Below are 18,167 nucleotides of genomic sequence, written 5' to 3'. Positions count from 1 at the left end.
AGGCGCGGTGCCAGCCCGCCCCGCGCCTCCAGTCCGACACCACGTCGGGAACAGGACCGGCCCCTCGCCGGTTGCACCACACGGTGCCGCAGCCAGCGACACGACGAGCCCAGGAGGCCACCATGACCACCACCGAAACCGCCATCCTCGCCGGAGGGTGCTTCTGGGGAGCGCAGCAGCTCCTCCGCCGCCGTCCCGGTGTGATCAGCACGCGCGTCGGCTACTCGGGCGGCGACGTCCCCAACGCCACCTACCGGAACCACGGCGACCACGCCGAGTCGGTCGAGATCGTCTTCGACCCCTCCGTGATCTCGTACCGCGACCTGCTCGAGTTCTTCTTCCAGATCCACGACCCGTCCACCAAGGACCGGCAGGGCAACGACGTCGGACGCAGCTACCGCTCGGCGATCTTCTTCACCTCCGACGAGCAGCGCCAGGTCGCGCTCGACACCATCGCGGACGTCGACGCGTCGGGCATCTGGCCGGGCAAGGTCGTCACCGAGGTGACCGCCGCCGGCCCGTTCTGGGAGGCCGAGGAGGAGCACCAGGACTACCTCGAGAAGTACCCGGCCGGGTACACCTGCCACTTCGTGCGTCCGGGCTGGAAGCTCCCGCACCGCGACGAGGCCACCGCGTCGGTCTGACCCGACGCACCGAACGGCTCGCGCTGATCCACCAGGACCGGCGCGAGCCGTTCGCCGTTCAGTCGTTCACCGGACGCCCGTCAGCGCGAGCCGCCGAGCAGCTCCAGCCAGTCCGCCGGCAGCCGGTCGGCCGGCCCGGGGACTGCCTGGTCCACCGGGTGGCTCGTCGGTGCCGCGAGCTCGAGCCCCTCGGACCGGCTGTCGTCGCGGTAGTCCCACGCCCACGTCTCACCCGGTTCGAAGCTCTGGATGACGGCGTGACCCGTCGCCTCCCAGTGCCGGGTCGCGTGGGTGTTCAGGGAGTCGTCGCAGCAGCCGACGTGGCCGCACGCGGCACACCGGCGCAGGTGCACCCACCACGAGCCGGTCGCGTCGCACTCGACGCAGCCGTTCCCGCTCGGAGCGATCTCGGGGTGGATCATCTCGTCCTGGTCCGTCATGCGACCATCCTGGCCTGCCGCGCCCGCTTCCGGAACCGCCCGGTCAGCCCCGCGGGACGAGCGCGTCGATCGCCCGGAGCTCCTCGTCGGTGAGCGGTGCCCCGGCGAGCGCGTCGAGCGTGCCGTCCAGCTGCCGCACGCTCGACGCGCCGACCAGTGCCGAGGTGACCGCCGGCTGCCGGAGCACCCACGTGATCGCCAGCTGCGCGAGCGACTGCCCGCGCGCTGCGGCGATGTCGTTCAGCGCCCGCGCCGTCGTCAGGTACTCGTCGTCGATGCGGTCCGGACCGAACCAGCGGCCCTCCGCAGCGCGCGAGCCCACCGGCACGGAGCCGTCGAGGTAGCGGTCCGTCAGCAGGCCGCCGGCCAGCGGAGAGAACACGATCGCGCCCGTACCGAGCCGCGTCAGCTCGTCGAAGAGCCCGTCCTCGGGCACCCGGTCGAACATGTTGTAGCGCGGCTGGTGGATGAGCAGGTGGATGTTCTCCGCGGCGAGCGCCTCCGCTGCCGCCGCGGTCTGCTCGGGGTCGTAGTTCGAGATGCCCGCGTACAGCGCCTTGCCCGAACGCACCGCCGTCACGAGTGCGCTGACCGTCTCCTCGATCGGGGTCTCCGGGTCCGGACGGTGCGAGTAGAAGACGTCGACGGAGTCCAGTCCCATGCGGCCGAGCGACTGGTCGAGCGACGCGAGCATGTACTTCCGCGAGCCCCAGTTGCCGTACGGACCGGGCCACATGTCGTAGCCCGCCTTCGTCGAGATGACGAGCTCGTCACGGTACGGCCGGAGGTCCGACGCGAGGATGCGACCGAACTGCTCCTCGGCGGCGCCGGGAGGCGGACCGTAGTTGTTCGCGAGGTCGAAGTGCGTGACACCACGGTCGAACGCGTGCAGGACGATGTCCCGCTGGGTCGTGAGTCCACGGTCGGCACCGAAGTTGTTCCACAGCCCGAGGGAGATGCGCGGCAGCAGGAGGCCGCTCCTCCCCACGCGCTGGTACGGCAGGTGCTCGTAGCGGTCGTCGGCGGGGCGGTGGGCGTCAGGCATCGTTGCTCGATCCGGGTCGGGGACAGGCCGCCTCGACGCTACCGCGTTTCGGACTGGAGGCGCGGTGCCAGCTGGCACCGCGCCTCCAGTCCGTCTCGGCGAGCGTCTACTGCCAGACGCGACTCGCGATGTCGACGACGCTGCGGACCTTCGCCCACTGCTCGTCCTCGGAGAGGACGTTGCCCTCCTCCGTGGAGGCGAACCCGCACTGCGGGCTGAGGGCGAGCTGCTCGAGCGGCGCGACCTCGGCGGCGTCGCGGATGCGCTGCTCGATCACGGCCGGGTCCTCGAGCTCCCCCGTCTTCGACGTGACGAGACCGAGCACGACGACCTGCTCGCCCTTCGGGAGGAACCGCAGTGGCTCGAAGCCACCGGCCCGATCGCTGTCGTACTCGAGGAAGAAACCGTCGTAGCCGGTGTTGCCGAGCAGCTGCTCGGCGACCGGCTCGTAGCCACCGGACGCGATCCACGTCGACCGGAAGTTGCCACGGCACACGTGCGTCGTGACGACCAGGTCCTCCGAGCGGCCAGCAAGGACCCGGCGGATGATCGAGGAGAAGCGCTCCGCGATGCCGTCCGTGTCGATCCCCCGCTCGCGCGCCTTCGCCATCTCGACGTCCGAGCAGGCGTACGCCCACGCCGTGTCGTCGAGCTGCAGGTACCGGACGCCCGCCGCGTACAGCGCGGCGATCGCGGCTCGGTACGCCTCGACGAGGTCATCGGTGATCGCGTCGCGGTCGGCGTAGTGATCCGTCCGGATCTGGTCGGCGTCCAGCCGGAAGTCGAACACCGTCGGAGCGGGGATCGTGAACTTCGCGGTGAGTCCTCGCTCGGCGGCTTCGGCGACGACGAACGCGGCGTCCGCGACGAAGGGGTGGTCCGGCGGGAACGACACCGGCCCCGTGACCCGCATGCCCTTCGGGGTCGTCGTCACGCCCTGGAAGGCGATGCCGTGGTCGAGCTCGACCACCTCGACGCCCGTCAGGCCGCCCCAGAAGTCGAGGTGCCACCACGCGCGGCGGGCCTCGCCATCGGTGGCGAGCCGGAGGCCGGCAGCCTGCTGCGCGTCCATCAGCGAGCGGATCGCGTCGTCCTCGACGGCGCGGAGCGCGGCGGCGTCGATGCGGTGCTCAGCGAAGGCGGCGCGCGCATCCTTGACAGGGGCCGGGCGGAGGAAGCTGCCGACGACGTCGGCGCGGAACGGCGGGTGCTGGCGCATCCGACGATGGTACCGGGGCGGAATCAGCTGTTGCGCTGGGCACCGGCTGCACACCGGGGAGGATCGTGACGGGCATGACGAGTCGTGGCGGCAATGCATCCCTCGCGTTCGAGGCCGCGGGCAGCGGCGTCCCCCTGCTCGCGCTCCACGGCGCCTACGCGTCACGCGGCGAGGTGCACGCGTTCCTCGAGCCGATGGTCGGCGCCCGCGCGGTCCGTCGGCTGTACGTCGACCTGCCCGGACACGGGGACTCCCGACCGTCGAGCGGGTTCCGGAGGCCGGACGACGTGCTCGACGCGGTAGACCGGCTGATCGACGCCGAGTGCGGCGGCAGACCGTTCCTGCTCCTCGGGCACTCCTACGGCGGGCACGTCGCCCGGGCCGTCGCGGCGAGGCACCCGGACCGGGTCGCCGGGATGGCGCTCGTCTGCACCGTCGTTCCGGGGGAGCTCCGCCCGGCTCCTTCCGGGGTGGTCCGCGACGACGGCGTCGCAGCGCAGCTCGACGACGACCAGCGGGCGGGGTACGAGGCCTACTTCGTCGTCCGGACGGCCGCGACACTCGAGCGGTTCCGGACCGTGGTCCTGCCGGCCGGAGGCGACGTCGACGTCGAGACCCTCGAGCGCGCGATCGCCACCGGACCGCACGCCGTCGATCCGGATGACGTGACGATCGACGCACCGGTGCTCGTGGTGTCCGGTCGGGACGACAGCTGGGTCGGTTGGCAGCGGCAGGAGCGCCTGGGTGACCAGTACCCGCACGCGACCGTCGTCACCGTGGCGGACACCGGCCATGCACTGCCCCACGAGCGGCCGGAGCTCGTCGCAGCGCTGGACGGCGACTGGCTGGACCGGGTCGGGGTGTGAGGACGGGTGCCGCGTGCTCTGGCCCTCGTCAGCGGTGGCCGACGAACCGTTCCCGCAGGCGGGAACGAGTGTCCGCGCCGACGCCGATGGACTCGAGGTACGCGCCGATGCTGCCGTGCCGCTCGACCAGGTGTGCGATCACCTCGCGCAGGACCGTTGGCGGAGCGGCGCAGAGGAGCCGTGCCGCCGCGGGCGGCAGCGCCATGTCGATCGAGGCGAACCGCTCCACGACCGCGTCGAGCCAGTCCTCCTCGAGCATCGACTCACTCACCGCGTAGCCCGCGACCACCTCGTCCATGCCGACGCCGAGCGTGAGCTGCAGCAGGGCGACGAGGATGCCCGTCCGGTCCTTCCCCGCCGCGCACACGACGACGGTCGGCAGCGGAGCCTCGGCCATCGCGTGGAGTGCCGCCGCCACCGCGCTCGTCCCGTTCTCCAGTAGGTCGGTGTACGCCCGTTCGAGCGCGACCTCCGGGCCGACGTCGTCCTCGGCCACCCGCCGGACGGTGTCGTGCATGTCCGCGACGAGCGGGACCCGGACCTCCGCGATGCCGAGTCCCGCGACGTCGCTCGGGCGGAAGTCGGACTCCGCAGTCGTCCGCAGGTCCAGCACAGTGCGGATCCCGAGGTCGTGCAGGACGAGGCGGCCCGGATCGCCGATCGCCTCGAGCGAGGCGGAGCGGTAGAGCAGACCGGGGAGGATCCCGCCGTCGGGGGTGGTCCCGACGACGGGCCGGAAGTTGACGAGCCAGGCGGCGGACCCGGTCACCTGCTCGGTGACCGGGTCCACCGCCGGGCCGGCACTGCGCTGCGTCAACGCTCCTCGCCGCGGCGGCGGCGCAGCAGGCAGCCGAGCAGAAGCATCGCACCGGCGAGCGCCGCGATCGTCCACGTGTTGCTCACACCCGTGTAGGCGAGCGCTGTCGGGGTGGTGCGGGTGTCCGAGGCTGCCGCGGCGCCACCGACGAGGACGGATTCCGACGCCGGGGTGACGGCATCGGGGATGATCGCCGTTGTGTACCGGGACGGCACCGCGGCGTCGTCCTGCACGACTGAGGGGAGCGGCGCGGGCGCCGGGCCGGGTCCGACGGGCAGGACCGGGGTCTCCGGCGTCCCCGGGGTCTCCGGCGTCCCCGGCGTCTCCGGGGTCTCCGGGGTCTCCGGCTTCGGCTGTTCCGGGTCGACGACCGCCGCGGGAACGGTGACCGTCGCGGTGGCGGAGTCACTGGTGTTCCCGGCAGCATCCACCGCGACCGCCGTGACGTCGGTGGCCCCGAAGGGGAGCGGCGAGGCGATCGGCAGGGACCACGTCCCGTCGGTGCCGGCCACGACGGTGCCGAGGAGCGCACCGTCGGCGTCGCGGACCTCGACCGTGGCGCCGGCCTCGGCCGTCCCGGTCAGCGTTCCGGTACCGGTGGTCCAGGTGCCCGGGTCGTCGATGGTCGGAGCGTCCGGTGCGACGCGGTCCGGCACGGTGACCTGCGCGTTCGCCGGGTCACTGACGTTGCCGTGCTGGTCGGTCGCCGTCGCGGTGACGGCGGTCGACCCGACGGGCAGCGCTGCGGACACCGGGAGCGTCCACACGCCGGTGGTGGCGTCTGCAGTGACGGTGCCGAGGTCGGCGCCGTCGCTCGTGCGCACGATGACGGTCGATCCGGGCTCTGCGGTGCCGGTCAGGGTGCCGGTGCCGTCCTCCCATGTGCCCGGGGCGTCGATCGTGGGCGCTGCGGGAGCCGCCGCGTCGACGTCCACCGTGGCGTTCGTCGCGGCCGCGGTGAAGCCGTTCCGGTGCTGCACCGCCGTGACGGTGGTCGCGCCGTTGCCCAGCGGGTCGGTGACCTGGAGGCTCCACGACCCGTCGGCACCGACCGTGACCGTACCCGCGGGACGTCCCGCGAGGGACACGTCGACCGTTCCCCCGGGCACGCCGGCGCCGACGATGGTGGGGGTGCGGCCGACCGTACCGGAGGTCGTGATGGTCGCCGGGGTCAGCGGGATCGAGCCGGTCGCCTTCACGGAGGTGACCGGGTTCGTGTTCGTGTTCCCGTTCTTCAGGGCCACGGTCGAGGTCACCGTCACGACGTCGCCGGGCAGCGCGCTCGCGTCGATGACGTACGGCACCCGGATGTTGTTGTACTGGTTGGCGTTGTTCGTGCCCATCGCCCACGGGGTGCCGTTGGAACAGGTCAGCGTCTGGGTGCCTGCGCCGGTGCAGCCGCCGAGGCCAGCGGTGCCGCTGTAGTTCACCGCGTAGGGCACCTTGCCGGGGATGCTGCGCGCCGGACCGGTGAAACTGAAGGTCATGCTCGCCGCGTTGGCGGGCAGCGAGGCGCCGCCGACGACCTTGAGCGAGACGATGAGGGTGTCGGTCGAGCTGAGGCCGGGTCGCACCGTCAGACCCGAGCTGCCGGTGATGCTGACGTTGCTCGAGGTCGCGGTCACCGCGGCCCGCGGTGCAGCAGCGGACGGGGTCGGCGTGGACGTCGCGGCTGGTACCGACGTCGGCTGGGCGGCGGGTGCGCCAGCGGGGTCGGCAGCGGGGACCTCAGCGGCGGCGTCCGTCGCATCGGCTTGCTCGGCGGGTCCGGCCTGCTCGGCGGGTTCGGCCTGCTCCGTCTGTGTGCTCGCGGTCTTCTCCGTGCTCGCCGTGACGTCCGCGGTCTCGGCGGTCTCGGCGGTCGTCAGGAGGTCGTCGTCGGACGCCCAAGCGGTGGCGGGGGCGACCAGCACGATCGAAGCGGCGACCAGGGCGGCTCCGAAGGAGGCTCCGCTGATCCGGGTTGTCGTGGTTCCTACGCGCATGTCCATCCGATCACTTGTGGGCTCGTACTGAGCATATGACCTTCTGACATTATTGTCGAGATAAATATCACAAGTGTGATGAGTTGGAAGCAGGAGAGCCCCCCACCCGCAGGCAGAGGGCTCTCTTGGTCAGCCGGGTGTCACCACTGCAACCGACCCGGCATCAGCGTTGCCCCGAACCCCCCCGTCCGGCGGCGGATGACGAGGAGCCACGCTCCGGCGAGGATCAGCAAGAGGGTGACCGAGCCGAGGGCCGCCAGACCGGAGGCGCCGGTGAAGGCGAGGACTCCGGGGCCGCCGGCACGGTCGGCGCGCTCGCGGGCGTCACCCTGGGCCGCAGCGTCGCCCTGACTGCCGGTCGGATCGGACTGGCCCGCCTGGTCCGACGGGTCCGACGGGTCCGACGGGTCGGTGATCGGCGTGCCCGTCGGCGGCAGAGTGGTTCCACCGTCCTGTCCGGGGGTCTCGACGACGTCCGTGTCGCTCGCCGAGCAGTCCGCGGTGCAGGCTCCCTCGAGCCTCGCCGTGTTGGTGATGCGCGAGCCCGCGTCGAGGCTGTCACCGACCTTCGCCGTCACCTGGACGGTGGTCGACGACCCCGGGGCCACCGTGCCGATCTCCCACCGGACGGTGCGAGTGCTGTCGTCGTACTCCCCACCGTTGTCGGCCGAGACGAACTGCAGCTCCTCCGGGAGGGTGTCTGACACGATGACGTTCCGGACCGGGTTCTCCGTGTCGTTGCTGACGCCGATCGCGTACGTCGTCTCCCCGCCCGGGGCGACCGTGGTCTGCCCGTCGTCCTTCGTGATGGTCACCACGCCGTTGCCGACGAGCCCGACGTCCAGGTCGTCGTTCCGGTTCGCACCCGCGCCGTTCAGGACGGGGTCGGTCACCGTGACGGTGTGGGTGGCGACGCCGACGGCGGCGGCGTCGGAGTCCGCCGCGTCGTCGTTGCCAGCCCTGGGCACGGTGAGGTCGTACCGGGCAGGGAGGTCGACGACCGCGACACTCCACGTGCCGAGCGGCACGATGAACCGGTAGTCGCCGTCCGCGTCAGTCTCCGTCCGGATCGGCTCGCCGGAGCCGTCGAGCACCGCCTTGCCGTTCGCGTCGCGGAGCTCGAGCACGATGCCGGCCACCCCGGACTCGCCCTCGTCCTGCAGACCGTTGTCGTTCGTGTCGAACCACACCCGGTCACCGATGCTGCCGGCGGCCCGTCGGACGGTGACGAGCGGAGCCTCCGCCGGCGGGAGTGTGTCGACAGTGGAGTCGGCGTTCACCCGCTCGGTCTGCCACGCCACGTTGTTGTTCGCGGTGGCCGTCGGGTCCGAGTAGGCGATGTCGCGCTCCGACTGCAGGACCGGCGCGTTGGTCCGGAACTCGACGTTCGCGGTCGATCCGGCGGCGAGCGTGTCGAAGTGGATTCGGAGTGCCTTCACCTCAGATGCATCCGCCAGCGGCGTGGTCGACCAGTCGTCGTCACATCCGTCGGGTTCCTGCGCTCCGGCAGGGGCACCGAAGAGCTCGGGCCGGCACGGCGTCTCGGAGGTCGAGTACTGCACCTCGGCACCCGCGGGGATCGTCAGCATCTTCTCGAAGGCGACGCTCCAGGCGGAGCCGCGCTCGACGCCCGCGAGGGCCTTGCTGATCGCGGTGTCCCCGACGTGGGGCAGGACGTCGTACACGACCAGGTCACGGAGCGGAGCGTTCTGGGTGTTCGCGACCGCCAGCCGGTAGTCGACCGACGAATCGGATCCGTCGAAGGTCGCACCCGTCAGGCCGCTCTTCGTCCATTCGGCGTCCCCGGCACCCTTGACGAGCTTCTCGACCGAGGCGCCGGAGGTCGGCAGCACCGACCAACCCGCTGTCGCCTGGCCCACGACTTCGCTCGTGTCGCCGTCGCCGTCCACGTCGAACCGGTCACGCGGTTGGTTCGTACCGTCTGCGACGGTTGCGAACGTCGGGTCGACGGCGATCGCGAGTTGCGAGTCATCGCCGGTGTGCGAACCCGCCTGGGCGCGGAGGTTGACCGTGGTGTCGAACGTGACGGTCGGGGTCAGTCCGTTTCCGCCCCAGTCGATCGTCTCGTCGGTCGGCCAGGTCCACGTGAGCTTCGTGCGCTCGACGCCGCCGATCTCGACGGTTCCGCGGGTCAGCTTCGGTTCGCTGAGCGCGCCGAGGCCGCTCCAGGAGATCGACTCCGGGTCGAGCGTCAACCCGTCGGGGAGGACATCGACGAGCATCGGGTGCATCGGCACCGTGCTGGCCGGACCGTTGGCGACTGCCACCTTCCACGTCACGGTGTCGCCGAGACGGAGGTCGCTCGAGGACGTGGTGGCCGCCTTCGTGACCTGCGGGTCGACCATCGGGACGTAGGTGGTCTTCTGCGCGGAACGGGCCCAGTAGCTCCCCACGCCCGCCGCCGGCTCCGTGCCCGCGGGGGCGACCGCCGCACCGAGGCCGAGTCGGTAGCTGTTGCTCAGGGCGTTGAAGCCGCTCGTCGCGTAGGCGGCGGTGTTGTGCCCGAAGACGTCGACCCAGGAGTCACGCTGGTTGCGGAGGTCGCTGCTCACGACCCGGAGGTCGGTCACGATCTCGTCCGCGGGCAGGTCGAGCGTCTCGTCGCCCGCGGCGGCGGCCGAGCCGTGGATGTACAGGCTGAACGGCGCGGCGGCGGTCGACGCCGAGCGGGTCCACGTGCGGATGGCGCTCGTGCTGCCGTTCCAGGTCGCGACCTCGACCTGCTCGACCTGGGCGGCGTTGCCCTCGGTGGTGAAGCGGACACGGTCGGTCGAGAACCCCGGAGTGTGGCACTGGTCGGACGGGACACCCATGGTGCCCGGGAACGCGTCGTCGAGCGGGTCGTCTCCGGAGATCGCCGGCGAACTGACGCCGTCATCGGTGACGCACGGCATCCGGTCGACGAGGACGGAGGCTCGCGTGGCGTCCCGGGTGGGGTCGTCGAAGAACTGCCAGCCGGCCTTGAGGCCCCACCAGTAGGTCGTGGTGGTGTCGCTGGACTCGATCCGGGGACCGTTCACGGTCTTCGACACCCCGACGCCAATGTTGCCACCGCCGCCCGGGGTGAGCGGCGGGCCGATGAAGCTGTGGTCGACCGCAGCCGTCGCCTGCAGCGGCGCACCGTCGAGCCCGGTCGCGGTGACGCGCAGGGTGTTCTTGAAGGCGTTCGTGGCCTGCGGGTCAGCGGGCGCCGGGACGAACGTGTCCGCCGGGTACCGGACGGTCACCTCGTAGCGGCTCGCCGGCGACGAGCAGTCGTTGTTCGCGGTGGTGTCGGGTACCGTCCAGGTGACCGTCTGAGCGGAAGGGTCGTACGTGCCGCCGCCGGTCGCCGAGACGAAGTCCGTCCCGTCGGGCAGCTGATCGACGAGGACGAGCCCCCGGTAGTCGAGTCCTCCGAGGCCGGAGAGACTCGGGTTGCACGCGTACACGGAGTAGGTGGTGTCCTGGTCGGGCTGGACCTGGTCTGCCCCGGCAGGAGAGACCATCGTCTTCGAGCCGGTCAGGGCACTGACCGCACGAGCGACGACCGGCACCGGCGTCGTCGCGGAGGTCGTCGACGGGACGCCGGGTGCGTTCGGGTCCGTGTAGGCGACGTCGACCGTGGCGGGGAAGGCGGTACCCGGCAGGGTGACACCGTTGGGGATCGTCCAGGCGACCGTGAACTCCCCGGATGTGCCGGGGACCAGGTCCCGCATCCGGACCTCGAGCGGCGTGCCCGTGGACGAGGTGATGTCCCCGTTCCCCCGGACGACACCGGGACCGGCAGCGGTCGTGGTCTCGCCGGATGCGGAGGTGCCCACCGGCGTCGGCAGGGTGAGCACGGGGGCGGTGCACGGCTCGCTGGTGACGTTCGAGCACTGGTAGGTGACTCGGTAGACAAGTGTTCCGCCGGAGTCGACCGTGGTGGTCGTCGCAGCGATGTCGACGCTCATCCGCGGGCTCGCGGCGACGGCGGCGGTCGAACCGAGCGTGACCGTGGCGCCGGTGACGGCGGAAACGGCGAGGACGGCGACGACTGCGAGTCGCACGCGGCGCAGGATCGTGGGGGTTCTCACGGAGAGGCCCTTCTTGGGTGCGGACACGAGATGAGTGGGTCGCGGGTGTCGGCGTCCGCGGGCGGTCATCGAGCTGTCGATGAACCGAGATTGGTGATGCACGTCTGAGCATATGACGTGCTGACATTTTTGTCGAGTGCACATCGCCGGTCTGGTGATCGGCATCTTAGGATCAGGGCGCGCCAGGTGCGCATCCGACCGTGTGTCCGATTACATGCACGTATGCCAGTACCGACGACGCAACTGCCCATGCCCCCGAGACTGTTGAACGTCCAAGTCGCGAATCAGCTCCGGACGGCGATCCTCGACGGCACGCTCGGCCCCGGCGAACGGCTCCACGACGATGAACTGGCCCCCTGGCTCGGCGTCTCCCGCGCAACGGTCCGGGGCGCCTGCGCACGACTCGCGAGCGACGGCCTGCTGGAGATCGTCCCGAACAGGAGTGTCCGCGTCGTGACGCCGAGGCCGGCGGAGGTGCTCGACGCCCTCGCTACGCTCGGCTGTTTGTTCGGAGGGGTCGTGCGCCTCAGCGTCCCGGTGATGACGGCGGACCAGAAACACACGACCTCACAACGGCTCGCGGCCGAGGTCGTCCGGCTCCGGAGCGGCGGATCGCCATCGGTCGTCCTCACGGCGTCAGGCGGCTACCAGGCATGGTTGGACATCTGCCCGAACAGGATGGTGGTGGAGATGTGCACGCAATCGATGCACGGCCTGGCGTACAAGCTCCGCGTCGACGACCTCGGATCGCTCGTCCCGGCATCCCACTTGATCGAGTGGTTCCCGCGGCTCGGAGCAGCCGTCGAGTCGGACGACGCGGTCGGGGCGGAGCGTGCGGTGAAGGCGATCCACCTGGTGGACTGAGCCGGTGGTCCGGGACCGCGATCGAGCCGGGGACGATGAAGAGCCCCAGGCGCTCGCCGGGGGCTCGTCATCGTGTTATTGGCCTGGCGGCACCGGTGGGAATCGAACTCAACGGCCGTATTGAGGGGCACGGCGACGAAACTGGAGACCTCTTCGCCGGTGCAGTCCTCGACCCGTACGTCGTGCAAGGAATCGCCTCGAGCACGCAGATGACGAACCTTCGCTCAAGCGGAAACCTCAACGGCGGATTCTGACCAGGACATGAGCAAGAGGAGCCCCGGGGGTTCGCACGGGGCTCCTCATCGTGTCTCTTGACATCCGGCTGCTGTCCGACGTGGATGCCAGCCAGTAGTCCGCCGGCGGGACGTCGACGGGACGCGGGTCGTACCGGAGGTGGCGCGGCTCGAGTAGGCCTTCGTCGTCTGCGGGCTGGTAGCGGACTCGCTGAGCACTGCCAAGGGGGCGTCAAAAGCGGCTGAGCGTCCGGGGTGTTTCGGCGCGGCCGAAAACGGGCCGAAGAGGCGTCGAGTCGAGCCCACGCGTACGCAAATCCTGCGGCAAGCGCCGAGACGCGGCCCACAGCAGCCTCCGAGAACCAGAAACGCCCCCGGCCGAAGCCGGGGGCGTTTCTGTTGGGCCAGACCTGCAAACGCTGGAGACCAGACCTGCAAATGACCCGTTGGCGGTACCGGTGGGATTTGAACCCACGGTGGAGTTGCCCCCACACATGTTTTCGAGACATGATCCTTCGGCCGCTCGGACACGGTACCGGGAAAGAGTTTACACGATCCGGGAGGCGGGACGCACCACCGCGCGCCCGCTCTTCCTCCACAGGTGGCTGGATCGGAACCCCCATCCACGGCTCAGCCGCGCATGACCTCGCTCCTGAGATGGCCGCGTAACGTCCACCCCATGAGATCGCGCACCCTCATCGCACTGCTGTCGTCCGTCGTCGGCGGACTCACCGTCCTCGGCGGCGCGGCCATCGGCGCGCGCGCGGGCGTCCGGGGCCAGCGCGCCGCCGCACGTCGGGTCGTCGACATGCTGCCGGTGCACGCAGATTGGTGGCGGGAGCGCCTGCAGCACGAGGGGCAGCTCACCTACCTGGCGATCGGCGACTCGGCCGCGCAGGGCGTCGGTGCCACCGAACCGCACCGCGGGTACGTCGGGCTGCTCGCCCGTCGGATCCGGCACCGCTCTCGGACGTCGGTGCGGGTGGTGAACCTGAGCGTCTCCGGGTCGACGACGTGGGGCGCACGGAAGGACCAGCTCCCGAAGCTCCGCAACTACACGCCGGACATCTGCACGGTGTCGATCGGGGCGAACGACATCGCGGACTTCCACCCGGACAAGTTCGAGCGCAACATCCGCGAGATCTACGCCGCGGTGCCCTCGCACGCCATCGTCGCCGAGCTGCCGTGCATGTTCGTGCCCGACCGGGAACGGAAGGTCGCCGTGGCGAACGAGATCGTGCACCGGGTCGCCGACGAGTTGGGCTTGACCGTGGCGCCGCTGCACACCATCACGAAGCGGGTCGGCCTGCGCCGGACGTTCTTCAACAGCTACGGCGACCTGTTCCACCCGAACGACCGCGGGTACGAGATCTGGGCGAGCGCGTTCGAGCCCGCGGTCGATGCCCGCGTCGACACCGTCGCGGCGATCCGGCACTACCTCTCCAAGCGTGAGGCGGAGGACCTCGGGGCCGGGGCCGGCGCCGTCGCCGCCGCCCGTGCGGAGCAGGACGTCGAGGGCGCAGAAGCACTCGACCACGCCGAACGACCCGGTCGGATCGACCGCCTCCGGCAGCGGATGACCGGTTCGGTGCCCCTGCCGCAGGCAAGCCCCGACGACCCGGACGAGCAGTCCGGTGATGTCGGCCGTAGCGCCTAGCCTGACGACATGGCGCGCCCACAGTCCCTCTACCGCTGCACCGAGTGCGGATGGACCTCCGTCAAGTGGGTCGGCCGCTGTGGCGAGTGCCAGGCGTGGGGCACGGTCGAGGACTCCTCGGCGGCCAGCGCGAGCAGCCGTGGCACCGCAGCCGTGGCCGTCGCCGGCACCCGCATCGCACGTCCGATCACCGAGTCCCGCGGCACCGCCGTCCAGCGCTGGCAGACGGGCATCGGCGAGTTCGACCGTGTCCTCGGCGGCGGAGTGGTCCCGGGGGCCGCGGTCCTGCTCTCCGGCGAACCGGGCGTCGGCAAGTCCACCCTCCTGCTCGAGGTCGCTTCGCGGGCCGCGGCGATGGGGAAGCGGGTCCTCTACGTCAGCGCTGAGGAGTCGGTCGACCAGGTCCGCCTCCGCGCCGAGCGCACCGGGGCGATGCACGACGACCTCTACCTGGCGAGCGAGGTCGACCTCGGCGTCATCCTCGGCCAGATCGACCAGGTGCAGCCGGATCTCCTCATCGCCGACTCCGTGCAGACGATCTCGTCGAGTTCGATCGACGGCATCGCGGGTGGCACGTCCCAGGTGCGCGAGGTCGCCTCCACGCTGATCCGGGTCGCGAAGGACCGCGCGCTGCCCGTTCTCATCGTCGGGCACGTCACGAAGGACGGCACGATCGCCGGCCCTCGGCTGCTCGAACACCTCGTCGACGTGGTCTGCCACTTCGAGGGTGACCGCCAGACGGCGCTCCGCTTCGTTCGTGCACTCAAGAACCGCTTCGGCCCGACGGACGAGGTCGGTTGCTTCGACATGGCCGGTGACGGCATCCACGAGGTACCCGACCCGAGCGGGCTGTTCATGTCGAAGAACGGTGCTCCGGTGTCGGGGACCTGCGTCACCGTCGCGCTCGAGGGCCGCCGTGCACTCCCGGTCGAGGTCCAGGCACTCGTCGTCCCGAGTTCCGCACCACAGCCTCGGCGGGTGGTGAACGGTGTCGACGCGTCACGCGTGGCGATGCTCCTCGCCGTCCTCGAACGTCGCGCCGGGCTGAAGCTGTCGGACGCTGACGTCTACGTCTCGACCGTCGGCGGCATGAAGCTGACCGAGCCGGGCGCGGACCTCGCGATCGCGCTCGCACTGGCCAGTGCCGCGCGAGACCGGCCGTACCCGCACACGCTCGCGGCGGTGGGCGAGATCAGCCTCGCCGGTGAGATCCGCCCGACGACCGGCACGAAGCAGCGCGCGAGCGAGGCAGCCCGGCTCGGGTTCACCACCGTGCTCGGGTCCGATTCGCAGCACCTGCGGGAAGCCCTGCGGGTGGCGTTCTCCCTGGCCAGCAGTGAACGCGAGCGCGAGCTCGACCGGGCCTTCTGACCGCTCAGACTGACCGTGCGCACACGGGTGGACCACGGCGGACACGCCGAGCGAGCCCAGTTGCGTCGAACGGATCAGGCGCGGAGTGCGGCGAGCAGGTCAGCGGGGGTGGACTGCATCGTGTTCGGTCCGGCGATGTCGAAGAACACACCCTCGAGCGAGTCCAGGTGCGCCGCCAGGAACTCCTCGAGCCGAGCGCCGTCGTAGACCATGACCTGCCGGATCTTCTCGTCGGGCACCATCGCCGTGTAGGCGTCCGCCGACGAGAACAGCAGCAGGATGCGCTTGTCCGAGCCTTCGCGGCCGAACACCCGGACCTGCATGTCCTTCTTGCCGGTCACGAGCCGGGGGACGATCACGATGTCGTTGCGGAGCGCGTACGCCACCGCCGCGACGTCCTGCTTCGCGAGGGCTTCCTCGAGCTGTTCGCTCCGGAAGCGCTGTTCCTTGTCTGCCATCACCCCAAGTTCACCAGATTCATGGCAGTTCGGCGACTTCGGCTCTTCCCTTGTGGCCATGACCCTGTAGGTTGGTAGCAACCGCTTCGGCGGGAGTCCATCGTTCTTCCGGTGCCCTGCACCTCGAGCGCCATCGGTCACTGGCCTTCCCCGGCCGCCTGGCCCCGAACCCGTTCCGCCGGCCCAATGCCCGCGGGGCGCATCGATCCGACGACAATCGGTCGCTGGATCGGCGGTAGCAAGTACCGCTTCGCAAGACAGGCAGCGAAAATCTCGCCTGGCAAGAAAGTAAGGAACGCCATCATGGCAACTGGAACCGTCAAGTGGTTCAACAACGAAAAGGGCTTCGGCTTCATTGCGCCGGACGACGGCAGCGCTGACGTCTTCGCCCACTTCTCCGCGATCGGTGGCAACGGCTACAAGTCGCTCGAGGAGAACCAGAAGGTGGAGTTCGAGATCACCGAGGGCCGCAAGGGCCCGCAGGCGGAGAACATCACCGTCATCGGCTGATCACCCTCAGCTTCGAACGGCCCCGTCGTCCTCTGGACGACGGGGCCGTTCTCGTTTCCGAGCGAAGGCGCTGTGCCGGCGACGAGGCCGTGCCAGCCAAGAACGCGCCGAGGACCCGGCCCTAGTCGAGGATGAACTGCACCGAGCTCTTCGACTCGAGGTTCCCCACGGCGACCTGCAGGTGGTAGCTCGCTCCCCCGCCGGTCACCGACGGCCGTGACGAGTCGCACGTGGCAGTCGACGACCGGGTCCGGTCCCAGGCGATCGCCGGCGTGGTCAGGGTCTGTCCGGCCTTGATCGTGACGTCCTGGTTGGTGCCGCCGGTCTGGCAGTCCTTCGAGGACCAGTACTGCTCCTCGCCGGAGCTGATCGTGAGGACCTGCTGCGAGGACCCGAGGTCCATGTGGCAGGAGTTCGACCCGGTGTTCTTGATCGACATCGCGATCTTCGGGTCCTCGGTGGGGCCGTAGGCGGTCTTGTCGACGACGGGGGTGAGGACGATCTGGTCCTTCGAGCAGGTCGACCCGTTGCCAGCGGCGGCCGCCGACGACGATGCCGACGGGGTCGAACGCGGCGACGCTGACGCGGCAGGCGTCCCTCCTGCGGACGATGACCCACCAGGAGCAGCACCCGAAGACGATGCAGACGCAGACGATGCAGACGCAGACGGAACAGACGCCGCCGAGGTCGCCCCGCTGCCCCGCCCGACGACGATGAGCACGACGACGACCACGATCAGCAGGAGCACCCCGACGACCGCCGCACGGCGGCGCCAGTAGACGCCCGGCTTCTCGGGCCCGACGGGGTGACGGAACGACGACATGCGCACAGGCTAGGCAACGGTGCGATGCCGGTGCGGGAACCCCGCCGAGGGTGGCCCGAAAGCGTCAGAGGATCTTCAGCATGCGGGTGTTGCCGAGTGTGTTCGGCTTCACCCGGGCGAGGTCGAGGAACTCCGCGACCCCTTCGTCCGACGAACGAACCAGCTCGGCGTAGACGTCCGGCGACACGACGCTCTCACCGATCTCGAGGTACCCGTGCTTCGCGAAGAAGTCGACCTCGAAGGTGAGGCAGAAGATCCGGGCGACCCCGAGTTCGCGGGCGTCGTGTTCGAGCGCCTCGAGCATCCGGTGGCCGACACGCTTGTGGATCCAGTCGGCGTCGAGCGCGAGGGTGCGGACCTCGGCGATGTCGTCCCAGAACACAGCGAGGGCGCCGCAGCCGATCGGCACGCCGTCGGGCCCTTCGGCGATCCGGAACTGCTGGATCGACCCGTACAGGGCGACGTTCTCCTTGCCGAGCAGGATGCGCCGGTCGACGTACGGCGAGATGAGCCGCTGGATGTGCGGCACGTCGGACGCGAGTGCGGGACGCACGAGGATGCCGTGTTCGTCCCGTTCGTGGAACGCGTGCTTCCCGTGCTCAGTCATCCTCGTCAGCCTAGTGCGCCCCGGGGGACACCGCCCTGGACGCCGTCCAGCCACCGCCGCCTACCGTCCAGGTCATGCCTCAGATCATCGAAACCGTCGACGTCAACGTCCCCGTCCGTCAGGCCTACGACCAGTGGACCCGCTTCGAGGAGTTCCCGCACTTCCTCGACGAGGTCGAGAAGATCGTCCAGGTCGACGACACCACCACCGACTGGACCGTCAAGGTCGCGGGCCAGGAGCGCGAGTTCCGCGCCGTCATCACCGAGCAGCACCCTGACGAGCGGGTCGCCTGGACGGTCAAGGACGGCGAGACCGACCACGCCGGTGTCGTCACCTTCCACAAGCTGTCCGACGACGAGACCCGCGTGACCGCGCAGATCGACTGGGAGCCGACCGGTTTCCTCGAGAAGCTCGGCTCCGCCGTCGGCGTCGGCGGTCACGCCGTGAAGAAGGACCTGCAGAACTACAAGGAGCGCGTCGAGAACGCCCCCACCCAGCCCGGCTGGCGTGGCGACGTCGACGCGTAGCCGTCACGTGTCGGAGACGCGA

General features: G+C 70.4%; 16 protein-coding genes and 1 tRNA gene. 7 read left to right on the top strand and 10 right to left on the bottom strand.

Features of this window, described 5'->3' with window-relative positions; translation table 11 throughout:
- The first annotated feature begins 122 nt into the window (after nucleotides 1-122).
- On the top strand, nucleotides 123-644 hold the full coding sequence (gene msrA, locus BLT36_RS04080) for a peptide-methionine (S)-S-oxide reductase MsrA (protein ID WP_092092148.1): 522 nt from the start codon (nucleotides 123-125) through the stop codon (nucleotides 642-644).
- 80 nt (nucleotides 645-724) lie between these two features.
- On the opposite strand, the gene BLT36_RS04075 is transcribed toward msrA, so the two are convergent.
- From BLT36_RS04075 to BLT36_RS04065, 3 genes are all read right to left on the bottom strand, one after another.
- Complete coding sequence (locus BLT36_RS04075) at nucleotides 725-1,084, bottom strand: UBP-type zinc finger domain-containing protein (RefSeq protein WP_092092146.1); 360 nt, start codon at nucleotides 1,082-1,084, stop codon at nucleotides 725-727.
- 43 nt (nucleotides 1,085-1,127) lie between these two features.
- Nucleotides 1,128-2,129, bottom strand: coding sequence for an aldo/keto reductase (locus BLT36_RS04070; protein ID WP_092092144.1), 1,002 nt, complete (start codon nucleotides 2,127-2,129; stop codon nucleotides 1,128-1,130).
- 106 nt (nucleotides 2,130-2,235) lie between these two features.
- Nucleotides 2,236-3,348 (bottom strand): 5-methyltetrahydropteroyltriglutamate--homocysteine S-methyltransferase, encoded by a 1,113-nt coding sequence (locus tag BLT36_RS04065; protein ID WP_092092142.1) that lies wholly within the window; start codon nucleotides 3,346-3,348, stop codon nucleotides 2,236-2,238.
- A gap of 74 nt (nucleotides 3,349-3,422) precedes the next feature.
- On the opposite strand from BLT36_RS04065, the gene BLT36_RS04060 reads away from it, so the two are divergent.
- On the top strand, nucleotides 3,423-4,214 hold the full coding sequence (locus tag BLT36_RS04060) for an alpha/beta fold hydrolase (RefSeq protein ID WP_092092140.1): 792 nt from the start codon (nucleotides 3,423-3,425) through the stop codon (nucleotides 4,212-4,214).
- 28 nt (nucleotides 4,215-4,242) lie between these two features.
- On the opposite strand, the gene BLT36_RS04055 is transcribed toward BLT36_RS04060, so the two are convergent.
- From BLT36_RS04055 to BLT36_RS04050, 3 genes are all read right to left on the bottom strand, one after another.
- A complete protein-coding gene (locus BLT36_RS04055; RefSeq protein ID WP_175529478.1) occupies nucleotides 4,243-5,031 on the bottom strand; it encodes a tyrosine-protein phosphatase in 789 nt (262 codons plus the stop codon).
- Nucleotides 5,028-7,016 (bottom strand): Ig-like domain-containing protein, encoded by a 1,989-nt coding sequence (locus BLT36_RS18295; protein ID WP_139166359.1) that lies wholly within the window; start codon nucleotides 7,014-7,016, stop codon nucleotides 5,028-5,030. The genes BLT36_RS04055 and BLT36_RS18295 overlap by 4 nt, the downstream gene beginning before the upstream one ends.
- A 140-nt stretch (nucleotides 7,017-7,156) precedes the next feature.
- The gene (locus BLT36_RS04050) at nucleotides 7,157-11,068 is read right to left on the bottom strand and encodes an SdrD B-like domain-containing protein (RefSeq protein WP_175529477.1); all 3,912 of its coding nucleotides are present in this window, start codon (nucleotides 11,066-11,068) and stop codon (nucleotides 7,157-7,159) included.
- 213 nt (nucleotides 11,069-11,281) lie between these two features.
- Between BLT36_RS04050 and BLT36_RS04045 the strand changes: the two genes are divergently transcribed.
- Nucleotides 11,282-11,959, top strand: coding sequence for a GntR family transcriptional regulator (locus tag BLT36_RS04045; protein ID WP_217638255.1), 678 nt, complete (start codon nucleotides 11,282-11,284; stop codon nucleotides 11,957-11,959).
- Nucleotides 11,960-12,639: 680 nt separating this feature from the next.
- Here the strand turns inward: BLT36_RS04045 and BLT36_RS04040 are convergent.
- A tRNA-Ser gene (locus tag BLT36_RS04040) sits at nucleotides 12,640-12,729 on the bottom strand.
- A 142-nt stretch (nucleotides 12,730-12,871) separates the two neighbouring features.
- Between BLT36_RS04040 and BLT36_RS04035 the strand changes: the two genes are divergently transcribed.
- Nucleotides 12,872-13,849: an SGNH/GDSL hydrolase family protein gene (locus BLT36_RS04035; protein ID WP_175529476.1), complete on the top strand. Its 978-nt coding sequence runs from the start codon at nucleotides 12,872-12,874 to the stop codon at nucleotides 13,847-13,849.
- 9 nt (nucleotides 13,850-13,858) lie between these two features.
- Nucleotides 13,859-15,220 carry a DNA repair protein RadA gene (gene radA, locus BLT36_RS04030; protein WP_092092130.1) on the top strand — a complete coding sequence of 454 codons (1,362 nt, stop codon included), beginning with the start codon at nucleotides 13,859-13,861 and terminating at the stop codon, nucleotides 15,218-15,220.
- A gap of 74 nt (nucleotides 15,221-15,294) precedes the next feature.
- Here the strand turns inward: radA and BLT36_RS04025 are convergent, their stop codons facing one another.
- On the bottom strand, nucleotides 15,295-15,678 hold the full coding sequence (locus tag BLT36_RS04025; RefSeq protein ID WP_092092127.1) for an SseB family protein: 384 nt from the start codon (nucleotides 15,676-15,678) through the stop codon (nucleotides 15,295-15,297).
- Nucleotides 15,679-15,981: 303 nt separating this feature from the next.
- Between BLT36_RS04025 and BLT36_RS04020 the strand changes: the two genes are divergently transcribed.
- Nucleotides 15,982-16,188, top strand: a complete 207-nt coding sequence (locus tag BLT36_RS04020) for a transcription antiterminator/RNA stability regulator CspE (protein ID WP_065963953.1) — start codon at nucleotides 15,982-15,984, stop codon at nucleotides 16,186-16,188.
- A 121-nt stretch (nucleotides 16,189-16,309) separates the two neighbouring features.
- Here BLT36_RS04020 and BLT36_RS04015 read toward each other — a convergent pair whose 3' ends face one another.
- Entirely contained in the window at nucleotides 16,310-17,011 is a 702-nt protein-coding gene (locus BLT36_RS04015) for a hypothetical protein (RefSeq protein WP_092092125.1), read from the bottom strand.
- Nucleotides 17,012-17,075: 64 nt separating this feature from the next.
- On the bottom strand, nucleotides 17,076-17,618 hold the full coding sequence (locus BLT36_RS04010) for an amino-acid N-acetyltransferase (protein WP_175529475.1): 543 nt from the start codon (nucleotides 17,616-17,618) through the stop codon (nucleotides 17,076-17,078).
- 74 nt (nucleotides 17,619-17,692) lie between these two features.
- Here BLT36_RS04010 and BLT36_RS04005 point away from each other — a divergent pair, with 74 nt between their 5' ends.
- The gene (locus tag BLT36_RS04005; RefSeq protein WP_092092123.1) at nucleotides 17,693-18,145 is read left to right on the top strand and encodes an SRPBCC family protein; all 453 of its coding nucleotides are present in this window, start codon (nucleotides 17,693-17,695) and stop codon (nucleotides 18,143-18,145) included.
- The last annotated feature ends 22 nt before the right edge of the window (nucleotides 18,146-18,167 follow it).

This window comes from Curtobacterium sp. UNCCL20 (assembly GCF_900101675.1).
Lineage (GTDB): Bacteria > Actinomycetota > Actinomycetes > Actinomycetales > Microbacteriaceae > Curtobacterium.
The sequence above is the reverse complement of the archived record's forward strand: the minus strand, read 5'-3'. Positions and strand labels throughout refer to the sequence as shown.

Bases quoted from the DNA above. Each gene is read 5' to 3' on its own strand.
- msrA (WP_092092148.1), top strand. From the start codon at position 123: ATGACCACCACCGAAACCGCCATCCTCGCCGGAGGGTGCTTCTGGGGA.
- BLT36_RS04075 (WP_092092146.1), bottom strand. From the start codon at position 1,084: ATGACGGACCAGGACGAGATGATCCACCCCGAGATCGCTCCGAGCGGG.
- BLT36_RS04070 (WP_092092144.1), bottom strand. From the start codon at position 2,129: ATGCCTGACGCCCACCGCCCCGCCGACGACCGCTACGAGCACCTGCCG.
- BLT36_RS04065 (WP_092092142.1), bottom strand. From the start codon at position 3,348: ATGCGCCAGCACCCGCCGTTCCGCGCCGACGTCGTCGGCAGCTTCCTC.
- BLT36_RS04060 (WP_092092140.1), top strand. From the start codon at position 3,423: ATGACGAGTCGTGGCGGCAATGCATCCCTCGCGTTCGAGGCCGCGGGC.
- BLT36_RS18295 (WP_139166359.1), bottom strand. From the start codon at position 7,016: ATGCGCGTAGGAACCACGACAACCCGGATCAGCGGAGCCTCCTTCGGA.
- BLT36_RS04035 (WP_175529476.1), top strand. From the start codon at position 12,872: ATGAGATCGCGCACCCTCATCGCACTGCTGTCGTCCGTCGTCGGCGGA.
- radA (WP_092092130.1), top strand. From the start codon at position 13,859: ATGGCGCGCCCACAGTCCCTCTACCGCTGCACCGAGTGCGGATGGACC.
- BLT36_RS04025 (WP_092092127.1), bottom strand. From the start codon at position 15,678: ATGGCAGACAAGGAACAGCGCTTCCGGAGCGAACAGCTCGAGGAAGCC.
- BLT36_RS04020 (WP_065963953.1), top strand. From the start codon at position 15,982: ATGGCAACTGGAACCGTCAAGTGGTTCAACAACGAAAAGGGCTTCGGC.
- BLT36_RS04015 (WP_092092125.1), bottom strand. From the start codon at position 17,011: ATGTCGTCGTTCCGTCACCCCGTCGGGCCCGAGAAGCCGGGCGTCTAC.
- BLT36_RS04010 (WP_175529475.1), bottom strand. From the start codon at position 17,618: ATGACTGAGCACGGGAAGCACGCGTTCCACGAACGGGACGAACACGGC.
- BLT36_RS04005 (WP_092092123.1), top strand. From the start codon at position 17,693: ATGCCTCAGATCATCGAAACCGTCGACGTCAACGTCCCCGTCCGTCAG.